Source organism: Streptomyces echinatus, from assembly GCF_014203595.1.
In the GTDB taxonomy this organism is placed as follows: Bacteria; Actinomycetota; Actinomycetes; order Streptomycetales; family Streptomycetaceae; genus Streptomyces; species Streptomyces echinatus.
In genome coordinates this window covers 47175-70132 of record NZ_JACHJK010000018.1, presented here as the reverse complement: position 1 = coordinate 70132, position 22958 = coordinate 47175, and the positions used below count along the sequence as shown (strand labels likewise).

Here is a 22958-nt window from a genome sequence, read left to right as displayed (position 1 = left end):
CGTCTCGCTCACTCGACGTCCTCCCTGATGCGCTCGGCACCCCGCAGTCTGGCCGGTGCGGCCCGGCGGTTCTCGGCGATCTCTTCCTCGGTGGGAAGTTCGGCACCGCGGGTGAGCAGCTTGAGCCGCGGCTGGTAGCGCTCGGGCACGACCGGCAGTCCGGGTGGCGCGGTGGAGGCGGCGCCGGCCGCGAACACCTGCTTGACGAGCCGGTCTTCGAGCGAGTGGTACGACAGGACGGCGATCCGCCCGCCGACGTCGAGGGCCTTCACCGCGGCCGGGATCGCCCGCTCCAGCACGGACAGTTCGCCGTTGACCTCGATGCGCAGCGCCTGGAAGGTCCGCTTGGCCGGGTTGCCGCCGGTGCGCTTGGCGGCCTGCGGCAGGGAGTCCCGGATCAGCTCGACGAGCCGCGCGCTGTTGTCGAACGGCTCCTTCTCGCGCTCGCGGACGATCGCGGAGACGATCCGCTTGGCCTGCTTCTCCTCGCCGTACGCGCGCAGGATGCGCACGAGTTCGCCCGCCGGATAGGTGTTGAGGACCTCGGCGGCGCTGATGCCGGTCGTCTGGTCCATGCGCATGTCCAGGGGCGCGTCCTGCGCGTAGGCGAAGCCGCGGTCGGCCTCGTCCAGCTGCATGGAGGAGACCCCGAGGTCGAACAGCACGCCCTGCACGCGCGCGAGGCCGAGCCGGTGGAGCACCTCGGGCAGCTCGTCGTACACGGCGTGCACGAGGGTGGCGCGGTCGCCGTGGGACGCCAGCCGCTCGCCGGACAGGCGCAGCGCCTCCTTGTCCCGGTCGAGGCCGATCAGACGTGCGCCGGGGAACCGGGTGAGCAGCGCCTCGCTGTGCCCGCCGAGGCCGAGGGTGCAGTCGACGACCACCGCGCCCGGCTGCTCCAGGGCGGGCGCCAGCAGGTCCAGGCACCGCTGGAGCATCACCGGGACGTGTCGACTCTGGCTCAAGGGGGCCTCTCAGTTCCGGCGGGCCGTACGCACCGTCGGTCCCCCGAGCCGTACGTACGCGCCGCGCGCGCGAGGAGGCGGGTCCGGGCGTGCGCCGGGGCCTCCGGGGGTCTCACCAGCGGGGAGAGACTCGTCTCCCGCTTTCGCGCCACTTTAGTCCACGCTGTCCCCTGGTCAATCAACCGCACTGCGCGTCGCGGACCGCAACCCGACGGGAACCTCCATTCGCACCGATCCACCCGTTCGGCTCACCTTTGCCCTCCCTGTGGGTTAGCTCACAACGCGCCACGCTGACGCTCTTTGTCCCCTCTCACAGCAGGCCGGACCGCTGCGTGACCAGTAACGTCGTCGGCATGACGACTTCCGCAGCTGCACCCACTGGAACCGAAGGCGCCATAACCACCGGCGGCACCGTGACCGGCCGCCTCGTGGAGGCCAACCGGCGGTACGCCGAAGCGTTCACGGACCCCGGCATGGACGCCCGCCCCGTGCTGCACGTCGCCGTGGTCGCGTGCATGGACGCCCGCATCGACCTGCACAAGGCCCTCGGCCTGCAGCTGGGCGACTGCCACACCATCCGCAACGCCGGCGGTGTGGTCACCGACGACGTCATCCGGTCCCTGACCATCAGCCAGCGCAAGCTGGGCACGCGCAGCGTCGTGCTCATCCACCACACCGGCTGCGGCCTGGAGTCCCTCACCGAGGACTTCCGCACCGAGCTGGAGATGGAGGTCGGGCAGCGGCCGGCGTGGGCGGTGGAGGCCTTCCAGGACGCGGACCAGGACGTGCGCCAGTCCATGCAGCGGGTGCGCACCTCGCCCTTCCTGCTGCACACCGACGACGTCCGCGGCTTCGTCTTCGACGTGCGCACCGGCCTGCTGCGCGAGGTCGACCCGGCCTGACGGGGGGTACCGGCCGCTCCGGGACGCGTCCCGCCGTCCGTGCCGGGAACGCGGTCGGAAACGTCGTAAGACCGACATCGCGGGGGCAGTTGTCCCAGGCGAGTGACACGAATCGGTAACGGCGGCAAGAATGCGGGGTGTGGCGTCACGCGGAACCTTTCCCGCGTGGTGTCCGTGTTTCGGGGTGGGCCGGTTTCGCACGAAGAGCGTCGGCCCGGAAAGAACGGGCCGAGGAGGGCCGGGTGACGACCTATGACGATCGAGCGAGCCTCACTGATCTGACCGCCACGGTGGAGCGGGTACGCGATTCGGTGGAGGGCGTGATCGAGGGCAAGCCCGAGGTCGTACGACTCGCGCTGACCGTACTGCTCGCCGAGGGCCACCTGCTGATCGAGGACGTCCCCGGAGTGGGCAAGACGATGCTCGCCAAGACGCTGGCGCGGTCCATCGACTGCTCGGTGCGGCGCATCCAGTTCACGCCGGACCTGCTGCCCTCGGACATCACGGGTGTGTCCATCTGGGACCAGCAGCGCCGGGACTTCGAGTTCAAGCCGGGCGCCATCTTCGCGCAGATCGTGATCGGTGACGAGATCAACCGCGCCTCGCCCAAGACGCAGTCCGCGCTGCTGGAGTCCATGGAGGAGCGGCAGGTCACCATCGACGGGCAGACGTACGAACTGCCCAGCCCCTTCATGGTCGTGGCCACCCAGAACCCGGTCGAGATGGAGGGCACCTACCCGCTGCCCGAGGCCCAGCGCGACCGCTTCATGGCCCGCGTCTCCGTCGGCTATCCGAGCGTGGAGGCCGAGCTGCAGATGCTCGACGTCCACGGCGGGGTCAGCCCGCTGGAGGACCTCCAGCCGGTGGCCCACGCGCACGAGATCGTGAAGCTCATCGAGGCGGTGCGCGGGGTGCACGTCTCCGAGCCGGTCCGGCGGTACGCGGTCGAACTGGTCGCCGCCACCCGCACCCACCCCGACCTCAGACTCGGCGCCTCCCCGCGTGCCACGCTGCACCTGCTGCGCGCGGCCAAGGCGTCCGCGGCCCTCGCCGGCCGGGAGTACGCGCTGCCGGACGACGTCCAGGCGCTCGCCGCCGCCGTGCTCGCCCACCGCCTGCTGCCCACCGCACAGGCCCAGCTCAACCGCCGTACGGCCGAGCAGGTCGTGCTGGAGATCCTGCAGCGCACACCGGTGCCCGCGGCACCGGGCCAGCAGCACGGCCTCGGCGGCCTCGGCCGGAACATCCCCGCCTATCCCCAGCAGCCTCCGCGGAGTCTGTGATGGGCCCCGGGGGGGCCGGGCCGGCGGAGGACGACCGCGGGGAGACGGGCGGAGTCCGCACGGCCCTGGCGGGTCTGACCACCCGCGGCCGCTCCTTCTTCGCGGCCGGGATCGCCGCCGCGGTCTGCTCGTTCGTGCTGGGCCAGAGCGAACTGCTGCGGGTCGGCCTGCTGCTCGCCGTGCTGCCCCTGGTCTGCGCGGCGGTGCTGTACCGCACGCGCTACCGGGTGGCCGCGAGCCGCCACCTCTCCCCCGCGCGCGTCCCGGCCGGCAGCGAGGCCCGGGTGCACCTGCGCATGGACAACGTCTCCCGGCTGCCCACCGGGCTGCTGATGCTCCAGGACCGGGTGCCCTACGTCCTCGGGCCGCGGCCGCGGTTCGTGCTGGACCGGGTGGAGCCGGGTGGCCGCCGTGAGGTGTCCTACCGGGTCCGCTCCGACCTGCGGGGCCGTTATCCGCTGGGCCCGCTGCAGCTGCGGCTGACGGACCCGTTCGGCATGTGCGAGCTGACCCGCTCCTTCTCCACGTACGACACCCTGACGGTCGTCCCGCGCGTGGAGCCGCTGGCCCCGGTCCGCTTCGGCGGCGAGGCCTCGGGGTACGGCGACGGGCGGCAGCGCTCGCTGTCCCTCGCGGGCGAGGACGACGTGATCCCGCGCGGGTACCGCTACGGTGACGACCTGCGCCGGGTGCACTGGCGCTCCACCGCGCGCTACGGCGAGCTGATGGTGCGCCGCGAGGAGCAGCCCCGGCGCTCCCGCTGCACCGTGCTGCTGGACACCCGGGGCGGGGCCTACGAGGGCGCCGGCCCCGACTCGGCCTTCGAGTGGGCCGTGTCCGGCGCCGCCTCGGTGCTGGTGCACATGCTGGAGCGCGGCTTCTCGGTACGGCTGCTGACCGACAGCGGAAGCGCGGTGCCCGGCGAGGGCGGCGACGGCTTCGCGGGCAGCGGCCAGGAGACGGCGGACGCGGCCGGGCTGATGATGGACACCCTCGCGGTGATCGACCACTCCGACGGCACCGGCCTGTCCCGGGCCTACGACATGCTGCGCGGCGGAAACGAGGGCTTGCTCGTCGCCTTCCTCGGCGACCTGGACGAGGAGCAGGCCACGACGGTCGCCAAGATGAGCCGGCGCAGCGGCGGTGCCGTCGCCTTCGTGCTGGACCCGGACACCTGGGTGCGGGAGCCGACCGACGTGCCCCGGCCGAACGACCGGCATGCGGAGCGGCTGCGCCTGCTGCGCGAGGCGGGCTGGACGGCACTGAGCGTGCCGCGCGGCGGCTCGCTGGACGAACTGTGGCGGCAGGCGGACCGGGAACGCTCCGGCCTCGCCTCGGTGAGCGGGGAGGCACTGGGATGAGCGGGCGGGCACGACTGGCGCTGTGCGCGGCGGCGGCCACGCTGATGGCCTCCTGCTCGCTGCTGCCGCTGGTCGCCGAGCCGACCTGGCTGCTGCAGCTGGTTCCGCTGCTGGCCGTGCAGACCGGGGTGGGCGCGGCGGCCCGGCGAGTGCCGCTGGGCCGTTCGCTGACCGTGGCGGCGCAGGCCCTGGTGACCCTGATGCTGCTGACCCTGGTGTTCGCCCGGCAGCACGCGATCGCCGGACTGGTCCCCGGCCCGGACACCTTCCGGTACCTCGCCGAGCTGCTCCAGCAGGGCGGCGACGACGTCAACCGGTACGCGATACCGGCGCCGGTCACCGACGGCATCAAGCTGATGCTGATCGGCGGCGCGCTGCTGATCGGGCTGCTGGTGGACGTCCTCGCGGTGACCTTCCGCAGCGCGGCCCCGGCCGGGCTGCCGCTGCTCGCGCTGTACTCGGTGGCCGCGGGCCTGTCCGACGGCGGTGCCGAGTGGCTGTGGTTCCTGCTGGCGGCGGCCGGCTATCTGATGCTGCTGCTCGCGGAGGGCCGGGAGCGGCTCGCCCAGTGGGGCCGGGTGTTCGGCGGCGCGGCGCGCGGGCCGGGCCACCCCGAGCCGGGTGCCCTGGCACCGGTGCGCACCGGCCGCCGGATCGGGGCGGTCGCGCTCGGCGTGGCCCTGATGGTGCCGCTCGCGCTGCCCGCGATGCACGGGGGCCTGCTGGACGCCGCGGGCGCCGGCGTGGGGGCGGGCAACGGCCACGGGGGCACGATCTCGGCGGTCAACCCGCTGGTGTCGCTGCGGGACAACCTGAACACGAACGACGACCGCCAGGTGCTGTCCCTGCGCACCACCACGACCGACATCTCGGACCTGTATCTGCGGATCGTCTCCCTCGACGAGTTCGACGGCACCACCTGGACGCCGGCCCAGCGGCACGTCGTCGGTGTGCCGGACAGGCTGCCCACGCCCATGGGCCTGGGCGCGGACGTCGGACGCGGCGAGGTGCGCACGACCGTCACGGCGGCGGACACGTACGCCCAGAACTGGCTGCCGATGCCCTACCCGCCGAGCGCTGTACGGGTCAGCGGCCGGTGGCGCTACGAACCGGTCGGGATGACCCTCGTCGGTGACCACGGCCAGACCACGCGCGGCGAGACCTATCAGGTGACCAGCCTGTCCGTGCGGCCGACGGCGGATCAGCTGGCCGCCGCGCCGCAGCCGCCGGCCTCGCTGCGGAGCGAGTACACCAAGGTGCCGTCCTCGCTGCCGCAGGTGGTGGCCGAGACGGCCAAGGAGATCACCGCCGGCGCGAACAGCCACTACGACGAGGCCGTCAAACTGCAGGACTACTTCGCCGTCACCGGAGGCTTCCAGTACGACACCTCGGTGAAGGTGGGCCGCGGTCCCGAGGCCATCGCGAACTTCCTGAAGCAGAAGGAGGGCTTCTGCGTCCACTTCTCCTTCGCGATGGCGGCGATGGCCCGCACGCTCGGCATCCCGGCCCGGGTCGCGGTGGGCTTCGCGCCCGGCACCCCACAGGCCGACGGCACGATCTCGGTGAACCAGAAGGACGCGCACGCCTGGCCCGAGCTGTACTTCGAGGGGGTGGGCTGGACCCGCTTCGAGCCGACGCCCACCCGCGGCACCACCCCGTCCTACACCCAGTCGGACACCCCCGGCACCTCGCTGCCGGACGAGGCGCTGCCCTCCAGGGGCGCGTCCTCGGCGCCCTCGGCCGCGGCCTCGCCGAGCGAGAGCTGCGCCGGTGAGCTGCGCAGGCTCCAGGCCTGCGGCAGCCCGTCCGCGGCGGCGGCCCCGCACCACGACGACGACGGCACGGGCCCGTGGTGGTGGCTGCTGATCGGGCTGGGCGCGCTGCCGGTCCTGGCGGTTCCGCTGTCGCCGCTGCTGTGGCGGGCGCGGGTGCGCGCGCTGCGGCTGGGCGGGCACGCCCGGACCGCGCAGGGGGCGGCGGTGCACACGCTGGCCGTCTGGCAGGAGCTGACGGACAGCGCCTGGGACCACGGCATCACGCCGGACGAGTCGCTGACCCCGCGCAAGGCCGCCGCCAGGATCGTCCGGCTCGGGCGGCTGGATCCGGCGGCCGGGGCGGCCGTGCACCGGGTGGCGGACGCGGTGGAGCAGGTGCTGTACGCGCCCCGGCCGAGCCCGGCGACGGGAGCGGCTCAGGACGTGCGCCGGGTGGTCGAGGGGCTGCGGGGCACGGTGAGTGCCGGGGCACGGCTGCGGGCGCTGCTGCTGCCCCGCTCCTCGGTCCGGGTGCTGTGGACGGTCTCGGCCCGCTGGTCGGCGCTGCGGGCCAGGGTCACGGCGGCCCGTCCGACGCTGCGCCGGACGTCCGGTCAGCGGGGCTGAGCGGACGCGGCGGCGGGGCCGGACGCGCACGTGAGGGGCGGCCACCGGGTGGTGGCCGCCCCTCACATATGTCTGCTGCCGTCGGCGTGGGGCCGCGTGATCGGCGTTGTTCCGGGGTGACCGGCGCCGGGGCGCGGAGCGGTCAGCGGCCCTGTTCGTCCCTGCGGCGCTGCCAGCGCTGTTCGATCCGGTCCATCACGGAGCGTTTCGGCCGCGCCTGCCGTCGGGCGGCGCCCTGCGGCTGCTCGCCCGGCTTCGGGGCCTTGCGCCAGCCGGTGACGGCGAGCACGGCACATCCCAGCATGACGAGGAAGCCCACCACGCTGACCCAGATCTGCTGCATGACCATGCCGGTCATGAGGAGCGCGATACCGATGAGAAAGCCCGCGACCGCCTGGTAGACCCGCCGCCGGGTGTACGTCCGCAGCCCGTTTCCCTCAAGCGCCGACGCGAACTTGGGATCTTCGGCGTACAGCGCTCGCTCCATCTGCTCGAGCATGCGCTGCTCGTGCTCCGAGAGCGGCACGGAGTCCTCCTCATCGTGCAGTCGCCGGGGCGACCCGGGGGGTCCCTTCAGGATAGGCAGGGAATCGCCCCCGTGAAACCCGCCCCTCTACGCCAATTGGCCAACCGGAGTCCGTCATGGGCGTCCGGTTCGCTGAGGCTTCCATTCCCCGACGACCGACCTGTCATGCCGGAAGGTGTACCTCGATCATACGGCGCAAACCCCTCGTTCGGGGGGCTTGTGGCGTACTCCATGTGCGGCCGAGCCGCTGATCAGCGGCTCGCCACGGCGGTGCGCTCAGGCCTCGGCGGCCTCCGCCGTCTCGCCGAGCACGTGCAGCTGGGTGGCGACGGAGTGGAACGCGGGCAGTTCGGCCGCCGCGGCCTCCAGCTTCAGCAGCGCGTCCACGGCGCCGGGCTCGGTGTCCACCAGGACGCCGGGCACGAGGTCGGCGAAGACGCGCACGCCGTGCACGGCACCGACCCGCAGGCCGGCGTTCTCGACCAGCGCGGTGAGCTGTTCGGCGGTGAACCGGCGGGGCATCGGGTCGCCGGTGCCCCAGCGGCCGTCGGGGTCCTCGAGCGCCTGCCGGGCCTCGGTGAAGTGGCCGGCGAGGGCGCGGGCGAGCACGGCCCCGCCGAGGCCGGCGGCGAGCAGGCTGAGGACGCCCTCGGAGCGCAGCGCGGCGACCGCGTTGCGGACGCCCTCGGCCGGGTCGTCCACGTACTCCAGGACGCCGTGGCACAGGACGGCGTCGTAGCCGCCGCGCTCGACCACGTCGAACAGGCCGTGGGCGTCGCCCTGCACGCCCTTGACCCGGTCCGCGACGCCGGCCTCGGCGGCGCGGCGCTCCAGCGCGAACAGCGCGTTGGGGCTGGGGTCGACCACGGTGACCCGGTGGCCGAGGAGGGCGACGGGCACGGCGAACTTGCCGCTGCCGCCCCCGGTGTCGAGGACGTCCAGCGAGTTGCTGCCCGTGGCCTTGACCCGGCGGTCGAGGGCGTCCTGCAGGACCTCCCAGACCACGGCGGTACGGAGGGAGGCGCGGGGGCGCGACGGGTCCGACACGGCAGTTGACTCCTCGGCAGGACTGGAGGGCTTCAGGCGACTCCACCCTATTGCCTCCCGCACGGCACCAGGTCATCCCTCCTTCCTCCCGCGCCGTGCCGGAGCGTCCCTCCCTCCTCTCTCTCCTCCCTCCCTCCTCCGCGCCGCACTCGGTCGTCCCTCTCGCCTCCCTCTCGCGTCCCCGTGCCGTCCCGGGTCGTCGCGCCGGGGTCCGGCCGTCACGGCGCGCGGTGCGAGGAGGCGGTGGTCAGCCCGCGTCCGGCAGGTCGCCGCGCGTTCCCGTGGTCCGCGCCGCCGGGCCGTCCGGACCTCCGGTGTCCTGGCGGGGCTGGGGCAGGACCGGCTGGAGGACGAGCATGCGTTCCACGATGCGGAGGAACATCGCCACATCGCGTATCAGGTCGTCGGCGTCCCTGGAGCCGGCCGCGCCCTGGATGCCCGCCTCGGCGCGGGCTCGGCGCGCGGCCCCGGAGGCGAACAGCGCGCTCCACTCGGTCAGCTCGGGGGCGATCTCGGGCAGTACCTCCCAGGCGCTGCGGATCCGGGCCCGCCGGCGCGGTGAGGTCTCGGGGCGGCCCCGGGCGGCGAGCACGGCGGCGGCGGTGCGCAGGGCGGCGAGGTGGGCCGTCGCGTAGCGCTCGTTCGGTGTTTCCAGGACGGCGGCCTCTGCCAGTGCGGCGCGGGCCTGGGCGAGCAGGTCGAGGGCGGCGGGCGGGGCCGTGGCCCGGCGGAGCACGGGGTGCACGTCGCCTGCCGGGCCGGTCAGTGAGGGGGCAGGGCCGGTGGCGCGGCGCCGGGGGGTGGCGGCTGCGGACGAGTGGGCCATGACGAACCTCCTGTCGTCTGGGTGACGGCACGAATGCCGTATGTGCCCATCGTGCGGTATGCCACTGACAATCCGTTCTGACCTCGGGCTTTGCCTCGAGCGAAGGTTCGGGCGTATTTTTGCACTGACCAGTCAGTTCAAATCAGCCCCAGGGGGAACCTGTGGACGGCACGGACGGCACCGGCGACACGGCCGGCGCGGGCGTCAGGACCGAGGGGCTCGGCCTCAGGGGCCCACGGGGGTGGGCCTTCCGCGGCGTCACCCTCGACGCGGATCCGGGCTCGCTGATCGCGATCGAGGGACCGTCCGGCTCGGGCCGCACCTGCCTGCTGCTCGCGCTCGCGGGGCGGATGAGGCCCAGTGAAGGAGTCGCCGTTGTCGGCGGTCTCAAACTTCCCCGCCGCATGGCGGCGCTGCGCCGGATCAGCGCGGTGGCCAACGTGGCCGGCGTGACCGACCTGGAGCCGGCCCTGACCGTCGGCGAGCACCTGCGCGAACGGGCCCTGATGCAGCGGCGCTTCGGCGACTCGCTGCGCGAGCTGCTGCGGCCCGGGCCCCGGCGGGTCCACGAGGCCCGGCTGCGCGTCGACGCGGCACTGGCCGCCGCCGGACTGGACCCGGAGACGCTCCCCAAGGGCTCCCGGACCGCCGTGCGCGACCTCGAACGGCCGCAGGAGGTACGGCTGTCCGTCGCGCTGGCCCTGCTCGGCCGGCCCCGGCTGCTCGGCGTCGACGACGTCGACATGTTGCTCTCCGAGGCCGAGCGGGCCGAACTCTGGGACGGCTTGCGGTCCCTGACGCGCGCGGGGACGACGGTGGTGGCCGTCTGCCGCACCGCGCCGGAGGGCTGCGTGTCCGTGTCCACCGCGCCCGGCGCCGGCACCACCGCCGGCACCGGCGCCACCACCGGCGCCACCACCGGCGGCGCCGGCGAGAACGACGACGAGAACGACGAGAGCGACCCCGAGGAGGAGACCGATGCGCTCACCGAGGCTGGCCGCGCTTGAGCTGAGGCGCTTCGGGCGCGGGAGGCTGCCGCGCGCGGCACTGGTCGCGCTGCTCGTGCTGCCCCTGCTGTACGGCGCCCTGTACCTGTGGTCCTTCTGGGACCCGTACGGCCGTCTGGACCGCGTCCCGGTGGCCCTGGTGAACGACGACGAGGGCGCCACGGCGGGCGGGAAGAAGATCCACGCCGGTGACGACATCGTCGACGGGCTGCGCGACAGCCGGACCTTCGAGTGGCACGAGGTGAGCGACGAGGAGGCCCGCAGGGGCGTCGAGGACGGCACCTATTACCTGTCGCTGACCATGCCGGCCGACTTCAGCAGCCGCATCGCGTCCAGTTCGGGCGACTCGCCGGAGACCGGCGCCCTCCGGGTGCGCACCAACGACGCGAACAACTACATCGTCGGCCAGATCTCCCGCACCGTCTTCAACGAGGTGCGCTCGGCCGCGTCCACGAAGGCCTCCCGGACCTTCCTGGACAAGATCTTCGTGTCGTTCTCCGACATCCACGACAAGACCGTCACGGCGGCCGCCGGCGCCGACCGGCTGAACAGCGGCATCGGGAAGGCGGAGAAGGGCTCCAAGGACCTCGCCGACGGGCTGAAGGACGCCAAGAGCGGCAGCGGCAAGCTGGCCAAGGGCCTGAAGAAGCTCGACACCGGCGCCGGCGACCTGCAGAAGGGTTCGCGGCAGGTCGCCGACGGCACCCAGGAGCTCGCCGACAAGGTCAACGGCGTCAATGCCGACGCCGGCCCGTTCATCAAGGACAACGAGAAGACCATCGGGGACACCGCCCGGCTGGTCTCCGACTCGGCCAAGACGGTCAAGGACAACCTGGACGTGCTGGTGGAGCACGCGCCGGGCGCCGCCAGGGCCGCCCACGCCTCCTCCGCCCTCCTGGACAGGATCTACGAGAGGCGGTGCGAGCCCGCGACCCTTCCCGACCCGGTCTGCCCGGACCTGAAGCGGGCCAGGACCGCGGCCGCCGACGTGGCCGTCGTCGCCGACGACCTCAACACGCTGATCGCGGACCAGGACGGCGACCTGAAGACGATGCGGGACAACCTGGACACGCTCCGGGAGAAGGCCGACGACCTCGCCGAGCGCGCACCGCACCTCTCCGAGGACGTCGAGGACGCCGTCAAGAAGATCAACAAGCTGAACACCGGCGCGCAGAAGGTCGCCGCCGGCGCCGAGAAGCTGCACACCGGACTCGGCACCGCCCACACCGGCGCGGACACGCTGGACAAGGGCCTCGGCACCGCCAAGTCGGGCGCCGAGACACTCAGCGGCGGCCTGTACAAGTTGTCCGACGGCTCCGGGAAACTGGCAGGCGGACTGCACTCCGGCGCCGGGAAGATCCCGGACTACGACAAGCGGGACCGCGACCGGCGCACCGGCGTGATGGCCGACCCGGTCCAGCTGGCCTCCCAGGACCTGCACAAGGCGCCGAACTACGGCACCGGCTTCGCCCCCTACTTCATCCCGCTGTCCCTGTGGGTCGGCGCGATGGTGGCCTACATGCTGATCCCGCCGCTGAACCGGCGTGCCCTGGCGGCCGGCGCACCGGCCTGGCGGATCGCGCTCGCCGGCTGGCTGCCGGTGGTCGCCGTGGGCGTGCTCCAGGTGGTGGCCCTGATGACCGTGCTGCACTGGGCGGTCGGTCTGCAGCTGACCAGGGCGGCCGGCACGATCGGTTTCCTGTGCCTGGTCACGGCCTGTTTCGCGGCGCTCGTGCAGTGGCTGAACGCCCGCTTCGGCGCGGCGGGCCGGATCCTGGTCCTGGCGCTGCTGATGCTCCAGCTGACCTCGGCGGGCGGCACCTACCCCGTGCAGACCAGCCCGGCGTTCTTCCGCGCGATCCACCCGTTCCTGCCGATGAGCTACATCGTGGAGGCGCTGCGCCGGCTGATCACGGGCGGCGGGCTCGGCCCCGTGTGGCAGGCGTGCGGGGTGCTCGCCGCGTTCACCGCCGGCGCCCTCGCGCTGACGGCACTGTCGGCGCGGCGCCGCCAGGTGTGGACGCTGGACCGGCTGCACCCGGAGCTGAGCCTGTGATCCCCGGGAAGCGCCCGCACGCGCGCGTACCTGTGAGAATCGGGGCCATGGAAAGCAGCAGCGCCAGGTCCGGCGGCAGCACGCGCCGCGAGGCCACCCGGCAGAAGCTCTACGAGGCGGCCGTCACGCTCATCGCCGAGCAGGGCTTCTCCGCGACCACGGTGGACGAGATCGCCGAGCGGGCCGGGGTCGCGAAGGGCACCGTCTACTACAACTTCGCGAGCAAGTCCGTTCTCTTCGAGGAGCTGCTGAGGCACGGCGTCGGCCTGCTCACCGCCTCACTCAAGGACGCGGCCGAGGGGACGGCACGCGCGGGCGGCGGCAAGGTGGACGCGCTGGACGCGATGATCCGGGCGGGCCTGGTCTTCATCGACCGCTACCCGGCCTTCACCCAGCTGTACGTCGCCGAGCTGTGGCGCACCAACCGGGCCTGGCAGTCCACCCTGATGGTGGTGCGCCAGGAGGCGGTCGCGGTGGTCGAAGGAGTGCTGCGCGAGGGCGTGGCGGCCGGTGAGTTCAGCGACGAGATCGACGTCCAGCTGACGGCGGCGGCGCTGGTCGGCATGGTTCTGGTGGCCGCCCTGGACTGGAAGTCCTTCCAGCCGGAACGCTCCCTGGACGACGTGCACGCGGCCCTGTCCCGGCTGCTCCAGGGGCGGGTCAGCGGCAGGGTCTGAGGCCCCGGGCGCACCCCCGGCACACGAGGAAGGCGCCGGTCCGCTCCGGACCGGCGCCTCTCCTTCCCCCGTGCTCCCCCCGCGTTCCCCCGTACTTCCGTCCCGTACTCCCCCGTACGGGTTCCCCCGTGCGGACCCCCGTGGTGGTCTTCCCCGAGGCCCCCGTGTCTCGCTTCCGCCGACGGATCGGCGGAAGGAGCGGCCGGCGGGCGGGCTCCGTTCCGCCGCCCCGTGTCGGCGGTGCCGGGGCACGCCCCCTGCCGTGCCCCCACTCTCTCGTTCCGGCGCCCGTCGTCCCATCCGCGCGGATACTCATCCCGCGGGCTGAGTACGCGTACTCAGCCGTCCGCGCGCGTGCCCACGACGGCGGCCCGGCGGCTGGTTACGATCGCCTCCGTGTCCGTACTCCCTCTCGTCTTCACCAGCGGCTGGGCCAGCGGCATCAACGCCTACGCGGTGGTGCTGCTGCTCGGCCTCTTCGGCGCGACGGGGGTCAGCGACGACGTTCCCCAGACGCTGCAGCGCCCCGAGGTGCTGATCGCCGCGGGCGTGCTGTTCCTGTGCGAGGCCGTCGCCGACAAGATCCCGTACGTCGACTCGCTGTGGGACTCCGTGCACACGGTGGTCCGTCCGCTGGCCGGTGCCTGGGTGGGCGCGCTGCTCGCCGGGCAGAGCGGCTCGCTCTCCGACGTGGCGGCCGGTCTGCTCGGCGGTTCGACGGCGCTGGCCAGCCACACGGTCAAGGCCGGGACGCGGATGGCGGTCAACACCTCGCCCGAGCCGTTCAGCAACTTCGTGCTGAGCCTCGCCGAGGACCTCGGGGTCGCGGGCGTCGTGACGTTCGCGATGTTCCATCCCGTGGCGGCCGCGGTCGTCGCGGGTCTGCTGCTGGCCGGCGGGCTGCTGGCCCTGCTGTTCCTGGCCTCGCGGATCCGGCGCTTCCTGCGCCGCAGGGCCCAGCGGCGCGAGGAGCGGCGTCTGGCCTCGCGGTCCCCCTGACCTGCGCCGGAGCCACCCGGCAGCCGGAATGTCGGTGGCGGTCGATAAAGTCGCCGGCATGGCACGGATTGCGGTGATCGGCGCCGGGATGGGCGCGATGGCGGCTGCCGCCCGGCTGGCCGTCGCGGGCCACCGGGTGGTGGTGTACGAGCGTACGGAGACGTACGGCGGCGCGGTGCGCCGGTTCGAGCGGGACGGGTTCGGCTTCGACACCGGACCGGGACTGCTGACGCTGCCCGCCGTGTACCGCGACCTGTTCGTGAAGACCGGCAAGGAGCCGCTGGAGGACCGCGTCGAGCTGGTCCAGGTCGACCCGTCGGCGCGGCACGTCTTCCCGGACGGCAGCGAGGTCCTGCTCCCGAACGCCTCGCGCGCGGGTGTCGTCTCGGCCCTGGACGAGGCGCTGGGCGCGGGGGCGGGCGGGCGCTGGGGCGACTTCCTGGTGCGCGCCCGCGAGGCGTGGGACCGCACGCGCCGGCCGCTGCTGGAGGAGCCGCTGTGGCCCGACTGGCAGGTGCTGGCCGGGAAGGAGCCGTATCCGGCGGTCCCGCACAAGCGGCTGCTGCGCACGCGGCGCGCCCGGACGCTGGCCGAGATCGGTTTCTGGGAGCTGCGGGACGACCGCCTCGAGGGCATCCTGATGAGCCACGCGCTCGCGTACGGCCTCGCCCCCTGGTCGGCTCCGGCGAGCGCGGCCGTGCTGCCGTACATGGAGCACGCCTTCGGCACCTGGTACGTGCGCGGCGGCATCCGCGAGCTGGCGCGCGCGGTGTACGAGCGCTGTCTGCAGCGGCGGGTGGAGTTCGTCTTCGGCGCCGAGGTCACCCGGGTCCTGGAGAAGGACGGCCGGGCCGCCGGGGTGGAGCTGGCCGACGGGAGTGTCGCCGAGGCGGACCATGTCGTGGCGGACGTGCACCCCGCGCTGCTGCGGACCCTGACGGAGCGTCCGCTCGACGACGAGGGCGATGTCCGGGCCGACCCCGGCGCCGCCCCGCCCACCCGGTTCACGCTGCTGCTCGCCCTGCGCGGCGGCCGGGAGCCGGGAGCCGCGCACCGCACGGTCGTCCATCCGGCGGCCCCCGAGTCGGAGTGGGACTTCCTGGCCTCGCCCGGTGGCGACGAGCCCCGCTGTCCGACGGTGACCGTGCTGCGCCCGGGCGACCCCGCCCTGCGGCCCGACGGCGATCACGAGTCCGTGGTGCTGTCCGCGACGGTGTCCGCCGAGGCCGCCTGGGACGAGGACGGCACGGTCCGGCGGTACACGGACTTCCTCCTCGCGGCGGCCGAGAGCGCGGTACCCGGTCTGCGCGAGCGTCTGCTGTGGCACGAGGTGCGCACACCCGCACACGTCGAGGACGAGACGGGCTCCGGGTCCGTGCCCGCGCCCGCGCTCGCCGCCGGTCAGGGGCGCTTCCTGCACCCTGCCAACACCACGCGGCTGCCCGGGCTGTACCGGGTCGGTGGCTGGTCCCACCCGGGCGGCGGCCTCCCGCACGCCGGGATGTCGGGCGCGCTGGTAGCCGGACTGATCGTGGAGGGGCCGGACTTCCGCGGCTCACAGTGAGCGGACCCCCGCCGGCGGGTGGCCCGGAGCTCGGCGGCCCGGGGCCCGGTGCTCCGGGCCGTCAGAAGCGGTACTGCTCGTCGTACCCGGCGCCGGGCTGCGGCTGCTGCCCGCCCTGCTGGTGCGGATACGGCTGCTCCTGCGGGAGTTCGCCGCCGTAGGTCTCGTCGGTGCGCTGCTGCGGCACCCACACACCGCCGGACGGGGTCTCGCCGTAGCCGCCGGTGGCGTACGGGTCCTGGGCGTAGCCGGGCTGTCCGTACTGCTGGGCGTATCCCTGGTCGTAGGAGCCGTAGGACTGGCTGCCGATGTACGGGTCGGAGTAGTTGGCGTAGCTCTGCTGGCCCGCGGACTCGTAGCCGTAGCCCTGCTGGGCGTAGCCGGAGTAGTCGTAGGCGTAGTTCTGCCCGCCGGTGTCCGTGGTGGCGGTCTCGGCGTAGACGCCGTAGTTGCCGGTGTCCTCGGGGAGGGGCTGCGGCGCGTAGACGGCGGTGGCCTCGGCGGCGGTGGGCTCCATCGTGCGGGCCCCGGCCGGGGTGAAGACGTCGTCGCGGTCGTAGTCGTCGTCGAAGCCGCCGTACGCCTGACCGTGCCCGTTCGGGTCGTGGACGTCGTCGTGATCGGCGCCCCGGTCGTCGGCGGTCCCGGCGAACTCCGGGTCGGTGTCCTGGCCGCCCGCCTCGTGCCGGTCCGCCCTGCCGCGGCGGCGCTTGCTGCCGCCGGCGGCCTCGGTGCCGGCGTCGGGCCGCTTGACCGCCCAGCCGGCGGCGAAGCCGCGGCGGAACGACAGCGTGACGTAGGTCTGGCCGGTCGCGAAGGCGATCGCGCCCAGCCCGATCACGATGACGGAGGGCATCAGCACGCCGAGCACGACGCCGAGGAACCCGGCGAACGCCAGAAGCCGCCAGCGCAGCCGTGCCTTGTACTGCAGCAGTACCTCGCCGAGCAACCACAGCGCGACGACGCCGAACGCGATGTAGAGGACCGTCCAGCCCATGTACGCCCCTCTCCCAGTGACCGCTACGCAGTGTGTCGTACTGCGGTGCGGCCGGTCTAGGCCCGCGGGGGGTGGTGCAGGCCCAGGTTCTCGTAGATTTCCAGGGTCGCCGTGGAGTTGTTGAGCGTGATGAAGTGCAGTCCGGGCACTCCCTCGGACAGCAGCCGCGCGCAGAACTCCGTGGCGAACTCGATACCGATGGAGCGTACCGTCGCCGGATCGTCCTTCGCTGTGAGGATCCGCTCTTTCAGGGCATCCGGGAAATGCGCGTTGCTGAGTTTAGGCAGCCGTTCCAGCATCTTCACGCTCGTGACCGGCAGGACCTCCGGGATGACCGGGGTGGCACAGCCCGCGGCGGCCACGCGGTCGCGCAGCCGCAGATACGACTCCGGCTGGAAGAACATCTGTGTGATGGCGTAGTCGGCGCCCGCACGGCACTTGTCCACGAAGTGGGCGACGTCGGTGTCCCAGTCCTCGGAGCGCGGGTGCATCTCCGGGAAAGCGGCGACGCCCACGCAGAAGTCGCCCGACTCCTTGATGAGCCGGACGAGTTCGGCCGCGTAGGCCAGGCCCCGGGGGTGCGGGACCCACTCACCCATGGGGTCGCCGGGCGGGTCGCCGCGCACGGCGAGCATGTTGCGGATGCCCGCGTCCGCGTACTGGCCGATGATGTTGCGCAGTTCGGCGATGGAGTGGTCGACCGCGGTGAGGTGGGCGACCGGGGTCAGCGTGGTGTCGGCGACGATCTGCTGGGTCTCCTTGACCGTGCCCGCGCGAGTGGAGCCGCCGGCTCCGTAGGTCACGGAGACGAAGTCGGGAGCGACCGCCTCGACCCGCCGGAGCGCACTCCACAGGTTCCGCTCACCCTTGGGGGTCTTCGGCGCCGAGAACTCGAACGAGTACGTCGCCTTGCCGGTGGCGAGCATGTCGCGCACGGTGCGTGCGCGGTCGGTCCTGGTGGACGGGGTTCCGAGGGCCATACCCGCAGGTTAGCCAGGGGCGGGCGGTCCCCCAACCATACATAGGAAATTTGCCCGAATTGTCGGCTTCCTGTCCACCCCTTGGACAAAAACCCGGGACAGTGGATCACCTCCACCGCCCCTGCTCTAGCCCTGTCGCAGCCGCTTCGTGAACTCCGCCGCCGCCGCGCCCGGGTCGTCCGCCTCGGTGATCGCGCGGACCACCACCACCCTGCGGGCACCGGCGTCCAGCACCTGGTCCAGGTTGCCGAGGTCGATGCCGCCGATGGCGAACCAGGGACGGTCGGTGCCGAGGCCCGCCGTGTGGCGGACCAGGTCGAGGCCGGGGGCGTGGCGGCCGGGCTTGGTGGGGGTGGGCCAGCAGGGGCCGGTGCAGAAGTAGTCCACGCCCTCCTGGACGGCGGCCGCGGCGGCCTCCGCCTCGGCGTGCGTGGAGCGGCCGATCAGCACCCCGTCACCGAGCACCGCACGGGCCGCGGGGACCGGCAGGTCGCCCTGTCCGAGGTGCAGCACGTCGGCGCGGGCGGCGTGGGCGACATCGGCCCGGTCGTTGACCGCGAGCAGCTTGCCGTGCCGGGCGCACGCGTCGGCGAAGACCTTCAGGTGCTCCAGCTCCTCGGCGGCCTCCATGCCCTTGTCCCGCAGCTGCACGATGTCGACACCGCCGGCCAGGACCGCGTCCAGGAACTCGGGCAGGTCGCCCTGGCGCCTGCGGGCGTCCGTGCACAGGTACAGACGGGCGTCGGCGAGCGCGGCGCGGGCGGTGTCGGACATGCGTGGGTCCCCCCTGGTCGGTGTCCCCGGTGGTGCGGGGCGGTGGCGTGCGGGCGCCGGGCCCGCACGCCACCTCCTGCTGCGGGTCGGCTCAGACGGCGAGCGCCTGGGCGCGGCGCTTCACCTCCGTGCCGCGATTCTCGCTCAGGGCCTGCGCGGGGGTGCCGGGCAGGGTCGGGTCAGGGGTGAAGAGCCATTCGATCATCTCTTCGTCCGTGAAGCCGTCGTCCCGCAGGAGCGTCAGGGTCCCGGACAGGCCCTTGACCACCTTGTCCCCGTCGATGAAGGCGGCGGGGACGTGCAGCGCCCTGTTCTCACCTCGGCGTACGGCGATGAGCTGGCCGTCCTTGACCAGCTGCCGCACGCGCGTCACCTCGACGCCGAGCTGTTCGGCGATGTCGGGGAGGGTGAGCCAGGCGGGGACGAGAGCATCGATCTTTGCGTCAATCTCGGTCACGAGGACAAGCCTGCCATCCCCCGCTGACAGTCGGAAGCCGGGCAGGTCCACCCGGGACGGCCCGCTAGTCCGCCGTCGCGCCTTTCAGGGGCCTGGCCGGGTCGGACAGGGCCTCGGCGTCCATGTGCCGGCCCGCCTCGATCAGGCGCCGGCCCTGGGCCAGGTCACGCGGACGGCCGACGGCCAGCAGGGCCACCAGACGGCCCTCACGCAGCCAGCACACCGTCCAGGACGGCCCCGCCGGATCGCCGCGCCACACCATGCGGTCGGCCGCCGCGTGGTGGCCCGCGTACTGCACGAACCGGCCGAACTGCTCGGACCAGAAGTACGGCACCGGGTCGTAGACCGCCGGGGTCTCGCCGAGGATGTTCGCGGCGACCGTGCGCGGGCCCTGCAGGGCGTTGTCCCAGTGGTGGACGAGGAGCCGTTCGCCGTAGCGGGCCGAGGGGAAGGAGGCGCAGTCCCCGACCGCGTACACGTCCGGCAGGGACGTGCGCAGGCGGGCGTCGGCGAGGACCTCGCCGTGCGCGCCCAGTTCGACGCCGGAGCCCGCCAGCCAGCCGGTCGCGGGGCGGGCGCCGATGCCGACGACGACGGCGTCCGCGGGCAGCCGGGTGCCGTCGGCGAGGACCACCACGCCGGGCTCGACGCGCTCCACGCGCGCGTGGGTGCGCAGCAGTGTGCCGCTGTCGGCGTACCAGGCGGCCATGGGCGCGGCCACCTCGGCGGGCAGGGCACCGGCGAGCGGGTGGTCGGCGGCCTCCACCACGGTCACCGCGCAGCCGGCCTCACGGGCGGCGGTGGCGAACTCGGCGCCGATCCAGCCGGCGCCGACGACCACGATGTCGTGCTGCCGGGCGAGGACGGGCCGCAGCCGTTCCGCGTCGTCCAGGGTGCGCAGCAGATGGACCCCGGGCACGCCGTCGGTGCCCGGCAGTGTGATCGGTTCGGCGCCGGTGGCGAGGACCAGGACGTCGTACGGCACCGGGCCCGTCTCGGTGTCCAGCTCGCGCGCGGCGGGCCTGAGGCCGTGCACCTCGCAGCCGAGCCGCAGCTCGACCCCGAGGGCCTCGAAGTCCACGTCGAAGGCGGAGTCCTCGGCCTTGCCGAGCAGCACGGCCTTCGACAGCGGCGGCCGGTCGTACGGCTGGTGCGGCTCGGCGCCGATGACGGTCACACGGCCCCGGAAACCCTGTTCCCGCAGGGCGACCGCGGTCTGCACCCCGGCCATGCCCGCACCGGCGACGACCACGTGCCGCCCCGGCGACGTGCCCTCTTCCGCTGTCTGCTCGCTCACCCGATCACCATAGACACATGACGAACCGTCAGTCAGGGGGCGTGCTCGATGACCTGCTCCACAACGCTCGTGCCGGAGCCCGGCCGGGACTCCCACTCCCAGGTCTCCTCCAGCCGCAGCCGCCCGTCCGCCGGCTCCACCACCGTGGACACGCAGTGCCCCGAGGCGGTCGTCCCGTCGGTCCTGAGCTGCACGTACCGGAAGTCCAGCCGGTCCCCCTCGCGGGTGCCGACCAGATAGCCGCGCACCACGTCACCGCCCGCGTACTCGGCCCAGATCCCGCCGGCCTCCTCGTGGTAGGCGAACCGGGTGCGGGTACCCACCTGACCTGGGGCTTGGTCCGACACCGGGGCGAAGGTCAGTCCGTCGAGCGACCGGGCCATGAGGCGGGGCTCCCTTACGAGTGACGAGGACGGCGAGCTAGGGTGGCCACCGTACAAGCACTCGCGGGAGCCCGGACGCACCGGGCTGAGAGGGAGGCTGGCGGCCTCCGACCGTACGAACCTGATCCGGGTCATGCCGGCGAAGGGAGGGGCTGGACGCCCATGTCGTCACGTACGTCCGACGTCCTCGTGATCGGGGGCGGAATCATCGGCCTGGTCACGGCCTGGCGGGCCGCGCAGCGCGGGCTCGCCACGGCCGTGGTGGACCCCACGCCCGGGGGCGGGGCCGCGCAGGTGGCGGCCGGGATGCTGGCCGCGGTCACCGAACTGCACTACGGCGAGGAGACCCTGCTCGCCCTGAACCTGGAGTCGGCCCGCCGCTACCCGGCGTTCGCGGCCGAGCTGGCCGAACTGACCGGCCACGACCTCGGCTATCGCCGCTGTGGCACCCTCGCCGTCGCGCTCGACGCCGACGACCGTGCCCACCTGCGGGAACTGCATGCGCTCCAGCATCGCTCGGGCCTCGAGTCGGAGTGGCTGTCCGGGCGGGAGGCCCGGCGGCTGGAGCCGATGCTCGCGCCGGGGGTGCGCGGCGGCCTGCGGGTCGACGGCGACCACCAGATCGATCCGCGCCGGCTGGCGGCGGCCCTGGTGGCCGCCTGCGAGCGGGCGGGCGTGGTCTTCCACCGCGTCTGGGCGGAGCGGCTGGACGTGGTGCGGGACCGGGCCGTCGGGGTCACCACGGCGGACGGCACCGGGCTGCGCGCCGAGCAGGTGGTGCTCGCCGCGGGAAGCTTCAGCGGGCGTCTCGCGGGCGTGCCGGACGAGCTGCTGCCGCCGGTGCGGCCGGTCAAGGGGCAGGTGCTGCGGCTGACCGTGCCGCGCCGGTACGCGCCGTTCCTGAGCCGGACCGTGCGGGCCGTGGTGCGCGGCAGCCATGTCTACCTGGTGCCCCGGGAGAACGGTGAGCTGGTCGTCGGCGCCACCACCGAGGAACTGGGCTGGGACACGACGGTCACGGCCGGCGGCGTGTACGAGCTGCTGCGCGACGCCCACGAGCTGGTGCCCGGCATCACCGAGCTTCCGCTCACCGAGACCCGGGCCGGGCTGCGCCCCGGCTCCCCGGACAACGCGCCGCTGCTCGGCCCGTCCGGCCTGGCCGGGCTGCTGCTGGCCACCGGGCACTACCGCAACGGCGTGCTGCTCACCCCGGTCACCGGCGACGCGCTGGCGCACGCGCTGGTCACCGGCGGGCTCCCGGAGGAGGCGCGCCCGTTCACCCCGCGGCGGTTCGGCGCCGCGCCCCTGGACCGGACGGAACACCTGGAGCAGCCCGTATGAACCTCTCCGTCACCATCTCCGTCAACGGCGAACCCCGCCGGGTCGCCGCCGGCACCGCGCTGGACTCCCTCGTCCGGACCCTGACCGCGGCGCCGCGCGGGGTGGCCGCCGCCGTCAACGAGACCGTCGTCCCGCGCACGCAGTGGGCGACGACCGCCCTGGCCGAGGGCGACCGCGTCGAAGTCCTCACGGCCGTGCAAGGAGGCTGAACCATGGCTGACGATCCCCTGGTCCTCGGTGGACTGACCTTCTCGTCCCGGCTGATCATGGGCACGGGCGGGGCGCCCAGCCTGGAGGTGCTGGAGCGGGCGCTGATCGCCTCCGGTACGGAACTGACGACGGTCGCCATGCGCCGGGTGGACCCCTCCGTGCACGGCTCGGTGCTGTCGGTGCTGGAGCGGCTCGGAATCCAGGTGCTGCCGAACACGGCGGGCTGTTTCACCGCCGGTGAGGCCGTGCTGACCGCGCGGCTGGCCCGGGAGGCGCTGGGCACGGACCTGGTCAAGCTGGAGGTCATCGCCGACGAACGGACGCTGCTGCCGGATCCGGTGGAGCTGCTGGAGGCGGCGGAGACACTGGTCGACGACGGGTTCACGGTGCTGCCGTACACCAACGACGATCCCGTGCTCGCGCGGAAGCTGGAGGACGTGGGCTGTGCGGCGGTCATGCCGCTCGGTTCGCCGATCGGTTCCGGGCTCGGCATCCGCAACCCGCACAACTTCCAGCTGATCGTGGAGCACGCGCGCGTGCCGGTGATCCTGGACGCGGGGGCCGGTACGGCGTCCGACGCGGCGCTGGCGATGGAGCTGGGCTGCGCGGGGGTGATGCTGGCGTCGGCGGTGACGCGGGCGCAGGAGCCGGAGCTGATGGCCTCCGCGATGCGGCACGCGGTGGAGGGCGGCCGGCTGGCCCGGCTGGCCGGGCGGATCCCGCGGCGGTACCTCGCGGAGGCGTCGTCTCCCGCGGAGGGCCTGGCCGTGCTGGATCCCGAGCGCCCCGCGTTCTGACCGGCACCGGAACCGCCCTCCCGCCCACGCCCCGCCCGTCACGGTCACCTGACGGAGGGGGCTCTCCCGTAGAACCCCTTCACCAGAACCTCTTCACCACCGGCGGCCGCCGGGCAGGGGAGGGCCCG

Annotated in this window: 22 protein-coding genes and 1 riboswitch; of the genes, 12 read left to right on the top strand and 10 right to left on the bottom strand. The window is 73.6% G+C overall.

Going from position 1 to position 22958, the window contains the following annotated elements; all coding sequences use genetic code 11:
• Positions 1-8: 8 nt before the first annotated feature.
• Positions 9-965 carry a 16S rRNA (cytosine(1402)-N(4))-methyltransferase RsmH gene (gene rsmH / locus FHS34_RS35875; protein ID WP_184973463.1) on the bottom strand — a complete coding sequence of 319 codons (957 nt, stop codon included), beginning with the start codon at positions 963-965 and terminating at the stop codon, positions 9-11.
• Between the two features lie 353 nt (positions 966-1318).
• Between rsmH and FHS34_RS35870 the strand changes: the two genes are divergently transcribed.
• The 4 genes from FHS34_RS35870 (at position 1319) to FHS34_RS35855 (ending at position 6892) form a co-directional block, all read left to right on the top strand.
• A complete protein-coding gene (locus tag FHS34_RS35870; protein ID WP_184973461.1) occupies positions 1319-1867 on the top strand; it encodes a beta-class carbonic anhydrase in 549 nt (182 codons plus the stop codon).
• 242 nt (positions 1868-2109) lie between these two features.
• The gene (locus FHS34_RS35865; protein WP_184973459.1) at positions 2110-3150 is read left to right on the top strand and encodes an AAA family ATPase; all 1041 of its coding nucleotides are present in this window, start codon (positions 2110-2112) and stop codon (positions 3148-3150) included.
• Entirely contained in the window at positions 3150-4511 is a 1362-nt protein-coding gene (locus FHS34_RS35860; RefSeq protein WP_184973456.1) for a DUF58 domain-containing protein, read from the top strand. Before FHS34_RS35865 ends, FHS34_RS35860 begins: the two co-directional genes overlap by 1 nt.
• Positions 4508-6892, top strand: a complete 2385-nt coding sequence (locus tag FHS34_RS35855) for a transglutaminase TgpA family protein (protein WP_184973454.1) — start codon at positions 4508-4510, stop codon at positions 6890-6892. Before FHS34_RS35860 ends, FHS34_RS35855 begins: the two co-directional genes overlap by 4 nt.
• A 142-nt stretch (positions 6893-7034) precedes the next feature.
• Here FHS34_RS35855 and FHS34_RS35850 read toward each other — a convergent pair whose 3' ends face one another.
• From FHS34_RS35850 to FHS34_RS35840, 3 genes are all read right to left on the bottom strand, one after another.
• Positions 7035-7418 carry an SCO2097 family morphological protein gene (locus FHS34_RS35850; protein ID WP_184973452.1) on the bottom strand — a complete coding sequence of 128 codons (384 nt, stop codon included), beginning with the start codon at positions 7416-7418 and terminating at the stop codon, positions 7035-7037.
• Between the two features lie 276 nt (positions 7419-7694).
• Positions 7695-8465 (bottom strand): methyltransferase, encoded by a 771-nt coding sequence (locus FHS34_RS35845; protein ID WP_184973450.1) that lies wholly within the window; start codon positions 8463-8465, stop codon positions 7695-7697.
• Between the two features lie 247 nt (positions 8466-8712).
• Entirely contained in the window at positions 8713-9291 is a 579-nt protein-coding gene (locus FHS34_RS35840) for an SAV_6107 family HEPN domain-containing protein (RefSeq protein ID WP_184973448.1), read from the bottom strand.
• A 161-nt stretch (positions 9292-9452) separates the two neighbouring features.
• On the opposite strand from FHS34_RS35840, the gene FHS34_RS35835 reads away from it, so the two are divergent.
• The 5 genes from FHS34_RS35835 (at position 9453) to FHS34_RS35815 (ending at position 15594) form a co-directional block, all read left to right on the top strand.
• On the top strand, positions 9453-10298 hold the full coding sequence (locus tag FHS34_RS35835; RefSeq protein WP_184973446.1) for an ATP-binding cassette domain-containing protein: 846 nt from the start codon (positions 9453-9455) through the stop codon (positions 10296-10298).
• Positions 10270-12354, top strand: a complete 2085-nt coding sequence (locus tag FHS34_RS35830) for a YhgE/Pip domain-containing protein (protein ID WP_184973444.1) — start codon at positions 10270-10272, stop codon at positions 12352-12354. Before FHS34_RS35835 ends, FHS34_RS35830 begins: the two co-directional genes overlap by 29 nt.
• Positions 12355-12401: 47 nt before the next feature.
• Positions 12402-13031, top strand: a complete 630-nt coding sequence (locus FHS34_RS35825) for a TetR/AcrR family transcriptional regulator (protein WP_184973441.1) — start codon at positions 12402-12404, stop codon at positions 13029-13031.
• 396 nt (positions 13032-13427) lie between these two features.
• On the top strand, positions 13428-14030 hold the full coding sequence (locus FHS34_RS35820) for a DUF4126 domain-containing protein (protein WP_184973439.1): 603 nt from the start codon (positions 13428-13430) through the stop codon (positions 14028-14030).
• 58 nt (positions 14031-14088) lie between these two features.
• Positions 14089-15594, top strand: a complete 1506-nt coding sequence (locus FHS34_RS35815; RefSeq protein ID WP_184973437.1) for a phytoene desaturase family protein — start codon at positions 14089-14091, stop codon at positions 15592-15594.
• A gap of 61 nt (positions 15595-15655) precedes the next feature.
• Here FHS34_RS35815 and FHS34_RS35810 read toward each other — a convergent pair whose 3' ends face one another.
• The 6 genes from FHS34_RS35810 to FHS34_RS35785 all read right to left on the bottom strand — a co-directional run bounded on the left by FHS34_RS35810 (position 15656) and on the right by FHS34_RS35785 (position 20482).
• The gene (locus FHS34_RS35810) at positions 15656-16591 is read right to left on the bottom strand and encodes an SCO2102 family sporulation regulator (protein WP_184973435.1); all 936 of its coding nucleotides are present in this window, start codon (positions 16589-16591) and stop codon (positions 15656-15658) included.
• A gap of 56 nt (positions 16592-16647) precedes the next feature.
• Positions 16648-17571, bottom strand: coding sequence for a methylenetetrahydrofolate reductase [NAD(P)H] (metF, locus tag FHS34_RS35805; RefSeq protein ID WP_184973433.1), 924 nt, complete (start codon positions 17569-17571; stop codon positions 16648-16650).
• A 126-nt stretch (positions 17572-17697) separates the two neighbouring features.
• Entirely contained in the window at positions 17698-18345 is a 648-nt protein-coding gene (gene thiE, locus FHS34_RS35800) for a thiamine phosphate synthase (RefSeq protein WP_184973431.1), read from the bottom strand.
• 91 nt (positions 18346-18436) lie between these two features.
• Positions 18437-18802, bottom strand: a complete 366-nt coding sequence (locus FHS34_RS35795; protein ID WP_184973429.1) for an Rv2175c family DNA-binding protein — start codon at positions 18800-18802, stop codon at positions 18437-18439.
• A gap of 64 nt (positions 18803-18866) precedes the next feature.
• Positions 18867-20099, bottom strand: coding sequence for an NAD(P)/FAD-dependent oxidoreductase (locus FHS34_RS35790; RefSeq protein ID WP_184973427.1), 1233 nt, complete (start codon positions 20097-20099; stop codon positions 18867-18869).
• A gap of 32 nt (positions 20100-20131) precedes the next feature.
• Positions 20132-20482: an avidin-fold protein gene (locus FHS34_RS35785; RefSeq protein ID WP_184973425.1), complete on the bottom strand. Its 351-nt coding sequence runs from the start codon at positions 20480-20482 to the stop codon at positions 20132-20134.
• Between the two features lie 53 nt (positions 20483-20535).
• Positions 20536-20647: riboswitch (TPP riboswitch) on the top strand.
• Between FHS34_RS35785 and thiO the strand changes: the two genes are divergently transcribed.
• The 3 genes from thiO to FHS34_RS35770 all read left to right on the top strand — a co-directional run bounded on the left by thiO (position 20645) and on the right by FHS34_RS35770 (position 22830).
• Complete coding sequence (gene thiO / locus FHS34_RS35780; RefSeq protein WP_184973423.1) at positions 20645-21823, top strand: glycine oxidase ThiO; 1179 nt, start codon at positions 20645-20647, stop codon at positions 21821-21823. (Overlaps the previous riboswitch by 3 nt.)
• On the top strand, positions 21820-22032 hold the full coding sequence (gene thiS, locus FHS34_RS35775) for a sulfur carrier protein ThiS (RefSeq protein WP_184973421.1): 213 nt from the start codon (positions 21820-21822) through the stop codon (positions 22030-22032). Before thiO ends, thiS begins: the two co-directional genes overlap by 4 nt.
• Positions 22033-22035: 3 nt before the next feature.
• Positions 22036-22830: a thiazole synthase gene (locus tag FHS34_RS35770; RefSeq protein WP_184973418.1), complete on the top strand. Its 795-nt coding sequence runs from the start codon at positions 22036-22038 to the stop codon at positions 22828-22830.
• Positions 22831-22958 lie beyond the last annotated feature (128 nt).